Genomic DNA, 15,530 nt, shown 5'->3' on the forward strand with positions numbered 1-15,530 from the left:
AAACCTCCCCTAAAACATACGCCCCTGCTTCACCGTTTTTTTACGCCGTTTTTCCCTAATATCTTCTCCAATTCAGCCAGGGTTTCTTCCTTATTATCCAGCCAGAAGCCTTCTCCGAGCTTCTGCCAGCGTCCCTGATAAAGATAGACCGCATTTTCCCCATGATGCGCGGCCATGATCTCTTTGATTGCCGCAACAGCCTTTTCATCGCCGGCTTTAGGCATAAGATAGTATTCGGGATTATACTCTGCCATGGACCAGACCTTATCGGCCAGGATTTTGACCGTATCATCCTTCAGATCAGCCTTGCCCTGGATGACCACCGGCGTATCGGGCACGAGTGCGTTCATGCACTGATAGAACAGCCGGGGGAAAACAGTGATTTCCATCTGCTCTGTGTAATCTTCCAAGGTCACGAAACACATAGTTTCGCCTTTTTTCGTGGTAATGCGCTTGCATTCGCTGACCAGCCCAGCCACCCGCAGTGTCTGCTTGTCCTTGACGCCGCTTTCCTGCAGGGTTTCCAGCCGGGGCAGATGCCCGATCTTATCCTGATACTGGTCCAAAGGATGGCCCGTGATATAAAAACCGGTGTTTTCCTTCTCCCAGCCCAACCGGGTAAGCACAGGCGCTTCTTCCATATCCGGCAGCTTCATATCCATGGCCGTGTCTTCCATGACATCACCAAAGAGCCCCAACTGTCCATGAGCAAAATCCTTCTGCCGCCGCTGGGCCTCGCCGACCACCTTTTCGAGCACAGCCAGCAGCTGGCTGCGCTTGGCCCCCAAGGAATCAAAGGCTCCACATTTGATTAGGCTTTCGAGCACACGCTTGTTGACCGCGGTCATATCCAGCCGCGTACAGAAATCCAGCAGGGATTCAAACGGCCCCTCCTTTTCCCGGGCCGCCGTAATAAGCTTGATGGCATTCTCACCCACATTGCGCACGGCCGCAAGACCAAAGCGGATATCGCCCTTGTCCACGCCGAACATGATATCGCTGGCGTTGATATCCGGCGGCAGGATCTTGAGCCCCATGCGGTGCGCCAGCTCAATATAGACCGGCACCTTCGCGCTGTTATCCATGACACTCGTAAGCATGGCTGCCATGAATTCTGCCGGATAATGAGCCTTGAGATAAGCCGTCTGCCAGGCGACCAAAGCATAAGCCGCACTATGGGATTTGTTGAAGCCATAATCGGCAAAGTGCGTCAGCAAGTCAAAGATGGTATTGGCCAGTTCTGCATCGATATGGTTGCCTGCGCATCCCTTGAGGAAGTTTTCCTTCTGGGCCATCAGGATCTCATGCTTCTTCTTGCCCATGGCACGGCGCAGGAGGTCGGCCTGTCCAAGGGAGAACCCTGCCAATACCTGCACAATCTGCATGACCTGCTCCTGGTAGAGCACCACGCCAAAGGTTTCCTTGAGGATGGGCTCCAATAGCGGATGCATATAGGTGACTTCCTTGCGCCCATGGCGGCCATCGATGAAATCATCCACCATGCCGCTGCCCAGCGGCCCCGGACGATAAAGTGCCACAGTCGGAATCAAATCGGCAAAATTGCGTGGCGCCAGATTTTTCACGAGGTTGGTCATGCCGGCCGATTCCATCTGGAACACGGCCCCCGTGCGACCTTCGCAGAGCATTTTGGAAGTCAGTTCATCTTCCAGCGGAATCGCATTGATATCCACCGTTTCCCCGCGAGTGCGCTGGATATTGTCCAGCGTATCGCTGATAACCGTCAGCGTCCGCAGGCCCAAAAAGTCCATTTTGAGCAGGCCAAGTTCTTCCACATGATCCTTGTCAAATTCCGTAACCAAAGTGCCCTCAGATACGGAAACCGGCAGGTAATCCGTCAACGGGTGCTTAGCGATAACCACGCCGGCGGCATGGGTGGAGGAATGACGGGGCAGGCCTTCCACCTTGCGGGCAAAATCGATCAGGCGATGGGCTTCCTCGGAGGATTCGTACATATTGCGGAATTCCGTGGAGGCCTTCAAGGCCTTGTCCAAAGTCATCTTGAGCTCATTGGGAATCAGCTTGGCTATGGCATCAACCTGGGCATACGTCATCCCCAAGGCCCGGCCCACATCGCGCACAGCGCCCTTGGCCGCCATGGTACCGAAGGTGACGATCTGCGCCACATGGTCGTAGCCGTAGCGTTCCTTTACATAGTCGATAACCTCTTCGCGACGGATATAGCAGAAGTCGATATCGATATCCGGCATGGTCACGCGCTCCGGATTCAGGAAGCGCTCAAAGAGCAGGTCATATTTCAGGGGATCGAGATTGGTGATGCCCAAGAGATAGGCGACAATACTGCCGGCTGCCGAACCACGGCCGGGGCCGACGGAAATGCCCTGCTCCCGGGAATGGTTGATGAAATCCCAGACGATCAGGAAGTAGCTGTCATATCCCATGCGATGGATAATGCCCAGCTCATAGTCCAATCGCTTCCTTACTTCGTCCGTGATTTCTGGATAACGAGACGGCAGTGCCTGCTCGCAGAGCGCCCGCAAGTAAGCCTCATCATCCTTGTAGGCTTCAGGTATCGGATAATACGGCAGCTGGATATGGCCAAACTCAAAATCCACCTGACAGCGTTCCGCAATCCTGGCCGTATTGCTGAGGGCCTCCGGATGGTCCGGGAACAAGGCGGCCATTTCTTCCGGGGACTTCAGATAGTAGTCATCGCTGTTGAATCGCATACGCTCCGGATCATCCACGGTCTTGCTCATCTGAATGCAGAGCAGGATATCGTGGAACTCGCTGTCCTCCCGCCGCACATAATGGCTATCGTTGGTCGCCACCAAGCCCAGCCCATACTTTTCCGCCAGCTCAATCAGGCCTTCATTGGCTACGCGTTCCTCGGGCAGGCCGTGATTCTGGATTTCCAAAAAGTAATTGTCCTTGCCGAAAATATCGATATATTCCTGTACCAGCCGGTCAGCCTTGTCCTTGTTGTTCTGTATGAGTGCCCGCGGCACATCACCGGCAATACAGGCCGACAGACAGATAATGCCCTCGTGATACTGGCGCAGCAGCTCCTTGTCCACACGGGGCTTATAGTACATGCCCTCGATATTGGCCAGCGATACGAGCTTCACGAGATTCTTATAGCCCGTCTGATTCTCGGCCAGCAGGATCAGATGGTAATACTTCGTGCCATTGACATCCTGCCGTTCTCGCCGGTCACCCGGCGCCAGATAGACCTCACAGCCGATAATCGGCTTGATGCCCTGCTTCTTGCACTCCTTATAAAAATCAATAGTGCCGTACATCACGCCATGGTCGGTGATGGCCAGCTGCTTCATACCCAATTCCTTGGCCCGGGCCACCAGATCCTTGATGCGGGCCGCACCATCGAGCAGGCTGAATTCCGTATGCACATGAAGATGGGCAAAATCTATCGTATTGACTGCTTCCATAAGTAGTTCCTTCCTAATAATTGAAAAACGTTTATCCTTTAGTATAGCATAAAACCTTGCCCCCTTGCAGGCTCTTTGCTAAAATATCAGTAAGAATAGTTTTCGGGAGGTGCCCGCCATGACCATACACGGAGCCGTCATTATCGAACAGGGTGTGACCTTTGCCATCATCGCGGTGAAGCAGTCCGTCACCATGTATACCGCACGCATGGTGCAGACACGCCATGAACTGGCCCAGTTCTTCCCCAATATGCCCATCATCCTCATGAGTCAGGATAACAGCGGCACGCCCCATTACTACGGACGGAAGGATATCGTGGAATTCCTAAAATCCATCCGGCTGGACCAGATTCCTTGGAAGGAGTATCACATCTACTGACATGAGCATGCAAAACGATTACCAAAAGCTTATCAACAAACTGGAGCAGGAACAGGATTTAAGCGATGCCGAATTTGCCACACTGCTTGCCTGCCATGATGAAGATGGTCTGGAATACCTCCGCCAGCGTGCCCGAGCCGTAAGGGAAAAACACTTCGGCCAGGACGTCTACATCCGCGGCCTGATTGAGTTCACCAATTACTGCCGCAACAATTGTTATTACTGCGGCATCCGCCGGGAAAATGACCACGCCCAGCGCTACCGGCTGACCACCGAGGAAATCCTTAATTGCTGCGAAACAGGCTGGCAGCTGGGCTTTCGCACCTTTGTTCTGCAAGGCGGCGAGGATGCCTACTTTACGGACGAACGGCTGGTGGATTTGATTCGGGCCATAAAAAAACGCTTCCCCGAATGCGCTGTAACGCTGTCCATCGGGGAGCGGGAAAAAGATAGTTATGAACAGCTCTTTGCGGCTGGGGCGGAGCGCTTCCTGCTGCGCCATGAAACGGCCGATAAAGCCCATTACGAAAGCCTGCATCCGGCAGAAATGTCCTATACGCACCGCATGAAATGCCTGCAAGCTTTGCGGGAGATTGGCTATCAGGTCGGCTGCGGCATGATGGTGGGCTCACCGGGACAGGCCAGTGCCCAGCTTCTGCAGGATTTACGCTTCCTGCAGAAATTCCAGCCAGAAATGGTGGGCATCGGCCCCTTTATCCCCCAACATGATACGCCCTTGGCAGATCAGCCTGCGGGAACGGCAGCCATGACCGTGAAGCTTCTGGCCATTATCCGCCTGCTGCTTCCCCAGGTCCTGCTGCCTGCCACTACTGCTTTGGGCACCATCGATCCGCAAGGCCGGGAAAAAGGCCTGCGGGCGGGGGCCAACGTACTGATGCCCAACCTTTCTCCCACCACCGTCCGCCGGAAATACGCCCTTTACGACAACAAGATCTGCATGGGCGAAGAAGCCGCCGAATGCGTCAACTGCCTGGCCCGGCGGGTAGCTTCCACCGGCTATCAAATCGTCACTAACCGCGGCGACCATCCCACTTTTGCCAAAAGGAGTCAGTAATCTATGGAAATCTTACGCTATATCGTCAACATCATCTGCTTCATCGCCCTGTTCATCACACTTGAAGTCGTTTGGAGCAATGTCAGAAACCACTGGCAGAACAAGAATCTCTTAGGCTGCGCCGAATACCTGATTGGTGGCGCCACAGTTTTGATCGTCCTCATTGCCCTCAGTGATGCAGCCAACAGCATGCTGCTTTGACTTTTGACATTTGACCAGTCAAATTGACCAATCAAACCAGACCGCACACTAAATCAGCATATTCACGGTCATAGAATTGGCTTCTTCCGGTGTCGGCTTCCTATCTGGCAACTGCCCCATTTGCTGTTTGGCCTGCTCAATAAGTTTCTTGGCCTTCTCCACCTCGGCAGCATCACAGGCATTTTGCCGATAACCATCTTCCAGTTCCTGCAAATCCTGTTGCAGGATAGCCAGAACCGCCTGCATATCATTTTGAGTCGCTGCCGCCGCAATCTGCCGGCGGCGTTTTTCCTCATTGATACTCACCGTGCGCATGGTGGATTCCATGGTCACTTCGCCATCCTCGTCAATAATCACCCGCATTCCCTGAAAACCTACTTCATCCTTACGGCTGGCATAAGCCTCATCCGCCGCCCGCAGGGTATCGAAAAGTTTATTGCGGCTTTCCTCGTCGGTCAGACACTTCTGCAGGAACTTGCCGGAAATCTTCGTCATGCCGCCGCTGTACACCTGAAAATTCTCCCGCAGATAATTGGCCAGCTCATTGGTATCCTTAAAAGCCAGGCTTTTACCTGTCACCTTGTTATTCTGCAAATAAGCCTTAGCAAGTGCAAGATTGCCTTGAAGTTTTTCAACGTTTTTTGTGGAAATGTTATTAACCTTGGATTCCTGAACACGCAGAGCAGCTAACAAACTGGCAGACCTATCCGCAGTCTCCTGCTTTGCTGATGAAATCTCTTTTTTCTCGGCGGCTATTTTTTCCTGCAAAGCTTTTGACGCCGATTTCTTCTTTTTGACATTCTGCTTCGGCAACAACTCCTGCCACCAGTTCCCCTTATTGGAGCGCTTCACATGAGACTGCTCTTTGCGATTGCCATCGTCATATTGCGAAATCCCCCAACTCCGCAGGCCGCCATCATCCTCAATGATAAAGCCATGGGACTTCAATTTATGCTCTGGCGCCCGCCCACTTTGCACATCCGTATGGGCAATATCATAGATAAACGCCTCATACTCCAGTCGCTTTTCCGAGTCCTTCTCCATCTGTTTGAGGATTTTCGGCGAGATGGACACATTATTGGTGCCCGTCCCGGAAAACGGCGCCGTCCCCACACTGAACTTCAAATTAGGAAACTTCTCCGCCAAACTTTTCAGCACGCCGCTGCTATCTTCGCTCTTATCCGTAACCTGCGCCTTAGCAAAACTATAAGCCGCCTCCGACACATAACTGCCTCCAACCTTCACCGGCATAATAATCTACCTCCTTGTAAATAAGAACAGATAAAGCGTTATCGTCACTCAGCGCCCAAGGAAGGGCGCTGGCGGTTTTCTTTTTGCGTCACTTCAATCTCCATGCTCCCCTGATACTTCTCCGCACAGCGAACGATATTACTAAGTCCAATACCATGATGGCGTTTATCATCCTTAGTAGTGCAGGGAAGTCCGCCTTCCTTATCCCAGTTCAGCTCCCCGGAAAAATCATTTTCAATCTCGATAAAGAACAGATTGCCCTTGCTATAGGAACGCACTTCCATGCTGGCGGGCGGTGATACCTTCCCGCAGGCCTCCAAGGCATTTTTGAGACCGTTGTTGAGGATGACGCTGATATCGTAAATATCATAGGGAGCGTCTGCGGGATAATGGAAGCTAGCAGTAAATTCGCAGCCCTGCCGCTTGGCCTGGCTGCGAATCTGGTGCAGGATGATATCCGTGATGGGATGGCCGGTTTTATCGGCAAAATCCAACCGCTCCGTGGTCTTTTTCATCTGCTCCAGATAATGTTCCATCTCCGGCTGGGCGTCTGCCAGATGATTGTGCACATAGGCGGTCAGATTTTCAATATGACCTCGTAAATCATGGCGCCAGCCCCGCCTATCGCCGTAGAAACCGGAAGTTTCAACGGCTTGGGAGTGAACGGCATATTTTGCGGTGTGAATGACGGCCACAGGTTGTCTCAGGCAAGAATGGACAAGATTTCCTGATAATCATAACGCTGTGCGGCTTTTAACAGCTGATTCCAAACGCCTTCCTGCGCTTTGGGAATCTGGTAGGCCTCCATCTCTGTCAAGATACTCTCCAGCTGATCACAATCCATACGCTCTGCGGCCAAACGGATTTCTTCCAACACAGCTTCCATCAGTTCCGGATCAGCTTCAGGCTTCTCTTCGCTTTCTGCTGCCTTGAACACTTCGGACAATGGATTTTTAAAACTGCGGCACTCACTCATGAAGGCCTTATGATGCTCGTGAATATAGGACAGATCGCCAGCTTTGCCCGCATTTTCGAGCAGCTGTGCTTCTTCGCCGAAGTCCTCGGCTCCGATCAGCCTTGCCGAGCTTTTCAGGGCATGGACTTTGATGGTGTAGTTTTGCCAATCTTCATGCGCATAAAAGCCTTCGATTTCATCCGCCTTATCGTCCAGTGATTCATAGAATATCTTTAAGAGCGGCAGATACGCATCCACCGAACCGCTATTGCCTATGCCGCGGCCCAGGTCAAGCCACGCCTGTCCCTGCAGCGGTCGCAATACTGCCGGCAAGCCAACAGAGGCGGCTTCCTCATCCTTTTCCGCTGTTCTTGCCTTGTTCTCCGTGTTCTTTATCACCATTTCGGCGGGTAGATAAGCAAGTAATGCCGCCTCCAGTTTATCCGCATCAATGGGTTTGGTCAAATAGTCGTCAAAGCCGGCCTCTATATATCGATCCCTGGCACCGGATATGGCATTGGCCGTAAGGCAGATAGCAGGTGTATCGCAATTGAGACCGTCTATCTGTTCCCGTATTTCATGAAGCGCTTCGATGCCATCCATATTGGGCATCATATGGTCCAGAAAAATCAGTGCATATTTCTTTTTCCGCGCCGCCAGCACCGCCTCCCGGCCATCCTCGGCCGTATCGATCAGCATCTTTGTCTGCTTCAGCAGGCTCTTGAAGACCATCAGATTCATCTCGTTATCATCTGCCACCAACACCTGCGCCTGCAGAGCTGTGAATCTTTCACGGTATTTCTTGTGACTCTTGAGCATCGATGCATAGGAAGCTTCATAATCGCCCAGAGGTTCCCACTTGACCACTTTCTGCTCGACACGGAAGGAGAAGGTGGAGCCTTCCCCATAGACGCTGACCACTTCCAGCTTGGAAGCCATCTTGTCCAGCAGCATCTGGGAGATGGCCATGCCCAAACCGGTTCCTTCCACATGGCGGTTGCGTTTTTCCTCGATACGCTCGAATTTGGAAAACAGCTTGTCCAGGTCCTCCGGCTTGATGCCGATGCCTGTATCCTTGACCGCGACCAGCAGCATCACCCGGTCTGCCGCTGCCGCAATGCGCTCGAACTTCAGGGAGAAGGTTATACCGCCCCGCTCCGTATACTTCACCGCATTGGTCAGGATATTGGTGATGACCTGCTTGATGCGGACTTCATCGCCATAGAGCCGTTTGGGAGTTTGCGGATCGAAATCCAGCCGCAAGGTCAGATCTTTTTTATCAGCCCGGGCCTTGATCATAATGACCAGATCATTGATCAGCGAAGAAAGGTCATATTCCACAGGAATGATATCGATCCTGCCGGCTTCTATCTTGGAAAAATCCAGGATATCGTTGATGATGCCCAGCAAGGTTGTCCCTGCCGATTTTATACTCTCCGCATATGCGAGGATATCCCGGTCCTCGCTTTCCCGCAGGATCATTTCATTCATGCCGAGAACGGCATTGATCGGCGTGCGTATTTCATGGGACATATTGGACAGGAAGTCACTCTTGGCCCGGGACGCACCTTCGGCCATTTCCTTGGCCGCCCGCAGCTCATCGCTCTCCTGGATCTTGACGCGGACACGGACCAAATACACGGCACCGATGACCACCATCAGCATCAAGAGGCCGAATACCCAGATGACCAGCAAGGAAATGCTGCCGATTCCCTCACTGGCCTTATCTTTCGGCACGAAACCTTCCAGCAGGAAGTCCGTATGGGGAATCTCGGCCTCAAAGAGCAGCATTTCGCCACGCTCGGTAGGAAACGTATGGGCAGCAGCCACGGAAACTTCCATCTCCCGATGCATGGAATTGAAGCAGTCTTTCACCTCCTGGCTATTCATATAGGCCACATCTTCCGCCGTGCTGTTGGCGAAGGGAATGATGATCTCCCCATCACGGGAAACCACCATCATCCTGCCGATGTTGTCATAACAGCTGATGGGAAAACGGGCAGCGATAGCCGTCAAAGGATACTGCCGATAAAGGACATACTTTATATTCCTGCCACGAAACACCGGATAAGTAAATAACAAGCCCTGCTCCGTCTCAAAGGATATATCGCTCTTGCCACGGAAAGCCGTTTGTATCCCGCTATAGATGCGCGGCGAAATCGAGTCGCCGTATACAGCTCTTCCTTCAATATTCAGCAGTCCCTGCCGGACACCCAATTCATTGTGCACCAAAGGCATGAGCCGCTCCACTTCGGCAGGGTTGGCTTCAATCTTTGCAGCTACATAGGCCAGATTTTCCAGCTCCGTGCCCAGCTTTTCTGCCGCCTGTGTCGCGAGGGTTTCCGCCTGCCGCCTTGTCTGGCTCTCAGTGTAAGCAGACAACAGCTCACCCATGCGACTCTGGAACAAAGCTCCCACCAGCAGCAGGACCAGGCCAAAGCCCAACAGGGCGAGAATCGTCCCTTTTTCAATCCTCGTCATCCGCTTACTCATAGATCCTTACTCCCTTGACATACCAATCCATACCGGAGAAAAGCTCTGCATCGCTGATTCGTTCCCCCTCCTCACAGCGAAGCCGCCCGTGATTGTCATAGATCACACCGGAAAACACAATATCTGCCAGCATCATCTGCTGTTCTTGGTCCGCTTCCACCTGCGCAGCCCCAGCCGCCACAGCCCCGGATAAGGGATAAAGCTTTACCGCACCTTCCCTGAGTCCGAGCCAGTAACCGCTGTTGAAATTAACCCGCCCGCTGAGGTAATCCCCGAGGACCTTTTCATAGACCACCTGCCAGTCATAAACGACTGCCGTCAAAAAACGGTCAGAATATTGTTGGATAACATCATTACAGCCGATACTGAGCAGCCCCCGTTTTTCTGCCTCATCTATCGCATAGGGATTATCGGCATGATAGGTAATCACATCCGCCCCGGCCTGCTGCAGAAGGGCAACACTTTTCCGCTCCTCGGCTTCATCGTCCCAACTGCCAGTGAACCGAACCAGGAGCTGCGCATCAGGGTTGACCGTCAACATCCCCAGGGCATAAGCATTGATGCCACGATTGGTCTGCGAATTCGGCATAGCCGAAACATAGCCCAAGATTCCCGTCTTACTGGCCTGCCCGGCAATGATACCAGCCAGATACCGCGCCTGATACAGGCGGGCAAAATACGAGGTGCAGTTTTTTGCCCTGCCTTTATCGGAAATACAGAAAAAGGCCGTCGTAGGATATTTTCGGGCAATCTCATCGACATACTGTCCATAGCCAAAGCTGGTCAGATAGATGACATTGGCCCCCTTGTTTATCAGTTCTTCGACCGCAGTGTAAGTAGCACTCTCTGTCTCGGCCACATCATCTACCGCCAGGATGGCAACGTCATGGGCACGGCAGGCTGCCGCCAGGCCTTCATAATGGTTCTTGTTCCAGCCATTATCCGCCCTTTCGCCGACCAAAACGCATCCCACCACGGTCTTGCTCTCCGTCTTCGGCAGCTGAAAACTCTGGATAACCATCACCAGCAGGACGACCAGCATGCCGATCAGCGCCAACGGAAAATTCATCCGAATCCAGTCTTTAATCTTCAACGTTCACGCCCTCCACATACCAGTCAAAAGCATTCAACATCTCATCATCCGACATGGATTCCCCCGCATTGATGCGAAGGTTCCCTTGATTATCCTTGATGGGGCCGTAAAACACATCAAATCCCCGGCTGCCAAATCTTTCATTGGCCGCCCGCACCTTCATGGCTGTGTCCATATCCACATAAGGGGAGAGCGAGGCAAGGCTGACAATCCCTTTATCCTTGTCAATCCAGACCTGCTTGCCATGAAATTTTCCCTGCAGACAGGTCTGGATCTGCTCACGGTAATAAGCCTGCCAATTCCATACGCAGGCTGAAAGATAGGTATGGGGGAACAGGTCACGGTTATCCCGATGGTAGCCGATAGACCAGATACCCCTGTTTTCGGCCTCCTGATGAGGAGTTAAGGAATTGGTATGGACAGTCAGTACATCAATGGGAAAGTTATCCAATAATTTCCGGCACGCAGTCAGGGCCGGTTCATCATCCGTCCAAGACTTACAATAGCTTACGTGTACCTGGGCATCCGGGCGCACGCTCCTGACGCCCAGCGTGAACGCATTGATGCCGCGAATCACCTGGGAATTCGGAAAAGCGGCCACATATCCTAGTTCTCCGGTTTGCGTCTTCTGCCCCGCCACGATGCCCGATAAATACCGCGCCTGATACATACGCCCGAAAAACGAGGAATAATTTGCCTGATGATAGACTCCCCCTGCGTTCAGGAAATAGATATGCGGATATTCCGCAGCAGCCTTCTTCATAGCCTCACCATAGTCAAAGCTGCAACCGATAATGATCCGGCAGCCATCTTTTTGGATCAGTTCCTTGATTTCCGCGTAACAATCTCCGGGAGCATTTTCCTTGTAGAGTATATCTAAATTCAGTTCTTCTTTCAGGGACTCCAGCGCTTCATAATGAGTCTGGCACCAACTCCTATCCTGGCACTTCCCATTGATAAACACGCCGACTCTGGTGGTATTGGCTGTCACATCCGTATCGACCTGACTCTTATGAATAAGCAAGATTCCTGCCATGGCAGCCAGTAAGATGATGAAGGCTATAAAAAAGATCCTTTTCATAGTTCATTCCTTTTCTAGACCACAGAAAACGCTCCCTGCAAAACTATCTTCAAATCTTGGACTGTATGTATTCCAGCAGTTTTTCCTTGGTATTGGATTTCAGGATATACCCCTGCGGTTTCAGATCCACCACCCGCTCAACCTGTTCCTTGCCTGCCACCCCGGTCAGGAACACGACAGGCGTATCATGAAATTCTTCGTCCCCTTTGAGCATACGGAATACCTGCGGCCCATCCATAACTGGCATCTCGTAATCCAGCAGGATAAGGTCCACCGGATTCTGGCGCAGGGCCTTGATTACCTGTGAACCGTCTGTGAGCACAAAAGTGCTGTATTCCTCTTTCAGCCACTCCCGCAGCATCCTGGCAAAAGCAGGATCATCATCCACGATCAATATCCGCTTGGAATGGTTGCGGGTATGTCGTCTCACCGTCAGTGCTAATTCATCCAATTTAAGCGGACGGTCGAGCCATTCGTAATCGCCAGCCTGCGGCACCTGCATCATAACATCCGCATAATCGCTGTGCTCTCCCAACAGGATCATCTCTGCCCCCTTTTGACTGATGATATCCATCAAAAAAGTCAACGAGGTGATGTGTTTTTCATCGGACGCAAAATTTTTCGGAAGATACACCAAAAACAGCGGATGCGACATGGCTTTTTCCGCAATCTTATCAAACTCTCCTGCCAGGATCTCCACTTCATACCTTAAATCCAGCAGCTTGCGCTCAATACTCTTCACAATGACACTGTATTGATACATGACAATGACAATCTTCCGGTTGCATCCCTTATTTAACTCATTTTTATTCTCGCTCATCTCTTTTTTCTCCTTATCCAGCCGGTCTTCGCTAACTGCAACGCCTAGCACTGATGCTGAAAAACTGACTATAACAAAACTCACTCGATGCTTAATATTCTATCTTCCCCCCTGTAAAATCCTTCTTCTACTCCATATTTTTCGCACACTTTCTGTCAGTACTCATTTGCATGTAAAAAAGAAGTTCAAAGGCAAAGCATACCTTCAAACTTCTAAAAAAATCATATCCATCATCAAGCAGCAATATCCACATTGGCTCCTCGATATTTGCTGGCATCGGCAGATTTCAAATCCTTCTGATAGGGATTGTCCTCGTTGTAATAGCGAATCTGGGTGGAGGTTTCGCCGCCGGAGATATAGGTCCGGCCGCATTCCGGGCAAACATCCGTCTTTAGGCGCACACTGGCCCGTACCACTTCACCATTGCCCAGTTCCGCCTTCTGGTAGGCGTTGGATACATGTTCCTGCTCATGACTCATCACCACTGCCGCAGCATTGCCAGGATCGATATGCCCCGCCGCCTTGAACGAAACCATTTCATTGGAGCCATCCTGGTACTTGCGCCGTTTACAGGTCTCACATTCCCCGGGGCTGGACTTGCGGCCATTTACATTCTTGTCCTCGTTCTCATCATCCTGTACCGAAAAGGCAGCGCCTGATTCATAGCCACTATCCGCGCTTCCATAACTTCCGTAACTGCTATAGCGATCATAAGGCGAGCTAAAACTCCCGCCAATTCTCATATCTGCCATGATTCACACTTCCTTCCCTGCGCCTACATCTATTACCTGCCCTATGCCATCCTCCAGCGAAACCGTCATCTGTGTTTCGCTGTCAGGCATGGGCATTTCTTCTACACTGTAATCCTTCGGCTCAGCTTCCCGTGCCCGGGCTTCCTCATTGTCCACGGAAATCTTGTCATCTTCCTTATCGTCCCGCCTGCGGCGATGCTGTTCCAAAGCCGCGGCATTCTTGGCCATGGCATAAAGGTCTTTGTTAAACTCCATCAATTCCTTTTCATCAGCGGGAGATACCTTGCGTCCATGCATGATGCGGGAAGCGGTCTGCATGGCGCGGCTCATCTTGTCGTTGGCTTCTTTCATGGCATCACTGTTCTGGCGGGCATTGGCCGCTTCATGGAGCAGGAAGTTATGCAGAGTAACACCCTTCTTCATGTCCTGAATCTGCTTGCTGGTGGCCAGCAGCTGCTTCTTCACCTCATCGGAAAGGTCAATCCGCTGACCTTCTACCTCAATATACCCTTGCTTCACCGCCCGGCTGACCATAGCCGCATTGGCAAAGCTGATGACAAATTTATTGCTGTCACCCTGGCGGGAAACGGAAAAATCAATCCGTTGGCCCTCTTCCACCTTTTCATTAGCCGTTTTTCCCTTATTTGCCTGCTGCAGTTCATAACCAGCTGAGGAAATATCCACCTTGTCCTCAGCCGTTGAATTTGCACTGCCAGATGGAACACTCACCCCATCCCGCTTAATGCGCTCATTGAGCTTTTTCGCCGTAGGTTGGCTGGTATAATAGTCCAGCTCCTGCCTGGTTATATTCCTTAAGATACGCATAGTCTTATCCTCCCTGATAAAAGTACTCAAGCCCTCTTATTGAGTATATCGAATAAAAGCTCTTGTTCCTTAATGATTTTTTACCTACCACATTTACAACAAATGCCGCCCCAATGGCGGCATATTCAGTAATTGTTAATAAAATAGCAAAAGCTGATGTATCATTTGACACCAGCTTTTGCTTCATTATCTACGTAGTTTCAAAAAACGGTTAACCAGCCATCATTTATTATCATGCCAACTTTGATAATAGGAATTTGCCGGCCCTGTGTAATGGAGCTGACTAAGAACACCTCTCATTTTGTAATCTGCTTCGCCATCTCCTTGAGGAATGGCCAACCGCACTATGCCAGTATCAGTAATGACATATGCAACATCTTCGCACATTAAGAAACGTGTTTGCAAAACCTGATTATTATCAAGCAACGCAATTACTCGTCTATTTTCATTAGCTGGCCAAGCTCTCCCAATACTTTGGTATATATATTTGCCAGGATACAACGGATATTTAGAATATGACGGCATTCCCATATTATCTGTGAAATAATCAGAACCATCAAGACCATCCTTCGGCGTGAGAACTTGATTAGAGTATTGATACTTTAAAGGCACCCCTCTTGCTTCCTCATCTTTTCTTCCCGAATGATAGTCGCTAGCGTATTCAGTTTCAGTTTCATAAATCAAAGAAATTATTTTGTGACTGCTAGCATTGATAAAAAGATTACTATAAGATGCTACTTTCTTATTTGAATACTCTGCTGCTCTTGGAAATTGGGATAAATTAATAGATGAGCCGCTATGCTGAGAAATTGCATTATTTTGTGACATTACTGCAGGCCTAGTTTTTCCACTTTTCCATGCATTAAAATCATTCCATGCGATATTCCACGCTTTATCGGGGCCATCAACTTCTCCTGTGCGAATCTTCCATAATTTATCTTTATATTCTTGACTTTGGGAATTAACCCAAGCTTTAAACTCTTCATAGCGTTTTTGTCTCTGCGCTAATATCCTTGCTGTTGTTGCTTGTGCTCTTTGACTATCACTAGCTTCAGCTTCTTGTCCGTTGATTCCCACACCAGCGATAACCATTGCTGTTAATAGCATGGCTATCGATTTCTTGATTTCCATATATCAAATTCCTCCTTATAAAAACGTTCCAATGTAATATGTTAGC

The 15,530-nt window shown here is 50.8% G+C and carries 14 protein-coding genes; 3 read left to right on the plus strand and 11 right to left on the minus strand.

What is annotated here, in order from left to right:
- Nucleotides 1–29: 29 nt before the first annotated feature.
- Nucleotides 30–3,428: a DNA polymerase III subunit alpha gene (locus BLQ59_RS06970; protein ID WP_176756751.1), complete on the minus strand. Its 3,399-nt coding sequence runs from the start codon at nucleotides 3,426–3,428 to the stop codon at nucleotides 30–32.
- Nucleotides 3,429–3,546: 118 nt separating this feature from the next.
- On the opposite strand from BLQ59_RS06970, the gene BLQ59_RS06975 reads away from it, so the two are divergent.
- From BLQ59_RS06975 to BLQ59_RS06985, 3 genes are read left to right on the plus strand one after another with little or no spacing between them, the layout of a single operon-like run.
- Entirely contained in the window at nucleotides 3,547–3,807 is a 261-nt protein-coding gene (locus tag BLQ59_RS06975; protein ID WP_014425085.1) for a hypothetical protein, read from the plus strand.
- Between the two features lies 1 nt (nucleotide 3,808).
- Nucleotides 3,809–4,882: a [FeFe] hydrogenase H-cluster radical SAM maturase HydE gene (gene hydE / locus BLQ59_RS06980; RefSeq protein WP_143005308.1), complete on the plus strand. Its 1,074-nt coding sequence runs from the start codon at nucleotides 3,809–3,811 to the stop codon at nucleotides 4,880–4,882.
- A gap of 3 nt (nucleotides 4,883–4,885) precedes the next feature.
- Entirely contained in the window at nucleotides 4,886–5,083 is a 198-nt protein-coding gene (locus BLQ59_RS06985) for a hypothetical protein (protein ID WP_074572160.1), read from the plus strand.
- 48 nt (nucleotides 5,084–5,131) lie between these two features.
- On the opposite strand, the gene BLQ59_RS06990 is transcribed toward BLQ59_RS06985, so the two are convergent.
- The 10 genes from BLQ59_RS06990 to BLQ59_RS07030 all read right to left on the minus strand — a co-directional run bounded on the left by BLQ59_RS06990 (nucleotide 5,132) and on the right by BLQ59_RS07030 (nucleotide 15,484).
- Complete coding sequence (locus BLQ59_RS06990) at nucleotides 5,132–6,334, minus strand: DUF6033 family protein (protein ID WP_074572161.1); 1,203 nt, start codon at nucleotides 6,332–6,334, stop codon at nucleotides 5,132–5,134.
- A 44-nt stretch (nucleotides 6,335–6,378) separates the two neighbouring features.
- Nucleotides 6,379–7,029 (minus strand): ATP-binding protein, encoded by a 651-nt coding sequence (locus BLQ59_RS06995; protein WP_074572162.1) that lies wholly within the window; start codon nucleotides 7,027–7,029, stop codon nucleotides 6,379–6,381.
- Nucleotides 7,030–7,037: 8 nt separating this feature from the next.
- Nucleotides 7,038–9,782: a hybrid sensor histidine kinase/response regulator gene (locus BLQ59_RS07000; RefSeq protein ID WP_074572163.1), complete on the minus strand. Its 2,745-nt coding sequence runs from the start codon at nucleotides 9,780–9,782 to the stop codon at nucleotides 7,038–7,040.
- The gene (locus BLQ59_RS07005; protein ID WP_074572164.1) at nucleotides 9,775–10,875 is read right to left on the minus strand and encodes a BMP family ABC transporter substrate-binding protein; all 1,101 of its coding nucleotides are present in this window, start codon (nucleotides 10,873–10,875) and stop codon (nucleotides 9,775–9,777) included. The genes BLQ59_RS07000 and BLQ59_RS07005 overlap by 8 nt, the downstream gene beginning before the upstream one ends.
- Nucleotides 10,865–11,956: a BMP family ABC transporter substrate-binding protein gene (locus BLQ59_RS07010; RefSeq protein WP_074572165.1), complete on the minus strand. Its 1,092-nt coding sequence runs from the start codon at nucleotides 11,954–11,956 to the stop codon at nucleotides 10,865–10,867. The genes BLQ59_RS07005 and BLQ59_RS07010 overlap by 11 nt, the downstream gene beginning before the upstream one ends.
- Nucleotides 11,957–12,005: 49 nt before the next feature.
- Entirely contained in the window at nucleotides 12,006–12,776 is a 771-nt protein-coding gene (locus BLQ59_RS07015; protein WP_074572166.1) for a response regulator, read from the minus strand.
- Nucleotides 12,777–13,009: 233 nt separating this feature from the next.
- Nucleotides 13,010–13,528, minus strand: coding sequence for a hypothetical protein (locus tag BLQ59_RS07020; protein WP_074572167.1), 519 nt, complete (start codon nucleotides 13,526–13,528; stop codon nucleotides 13,010–13,012).
- 3 nt (nucleotides 13,529–13,531) lie between these two features.
- A complete protein-coding gene (locus tag BLQ59_RS07025) occupies nucleotides 13,532–14,353 on the minus strand; it encodes a hypothetical protein (protein WP_074572168.1) in 822 nt (273 codons plus the stop codon).
- 4 nt (nucleotides 14,354–14,357) lie between these two features.
- Nucleotides 14,358–14,540 carry a hypothetical protein gene (locus BLQ59_RS15990; RefSeq protein ID WP_176756752.1) on the minus strand — a complete coding sequence of 61 codons (183 nt, stop codon included), beginning with the start codon at nucleotides 14,538–14,540 and terminating at the stop codon, nucleotides 14,358–14,360.
- A 35-nt stretch (nucleotides 14,541–14,575) separates the two neighbouring features.
- Complete coding sequence (locus BLQ59_RS07030; RefSeq protein WP_074572169.1) at nucleotides 14,576–15,484, minus strand: hypothetical protein; 909 nt, start codon at nucleotides 15,482–15,484, stop codon at nucleotides 14,576–14,578.
- Nucleotides 15,485–15,530: the final 46 nt, after the last annotated feature.

The organism is Pseudoselenomonas ruminantium, from assembly GCF_900104055.1.
Classification (GTDB): Bacteria; Bacillota; Negativicutes; order Selenomonadales; family Selenomonadaceae; genus Selenomonas_A; species Selenomonas_A ruminantium_C.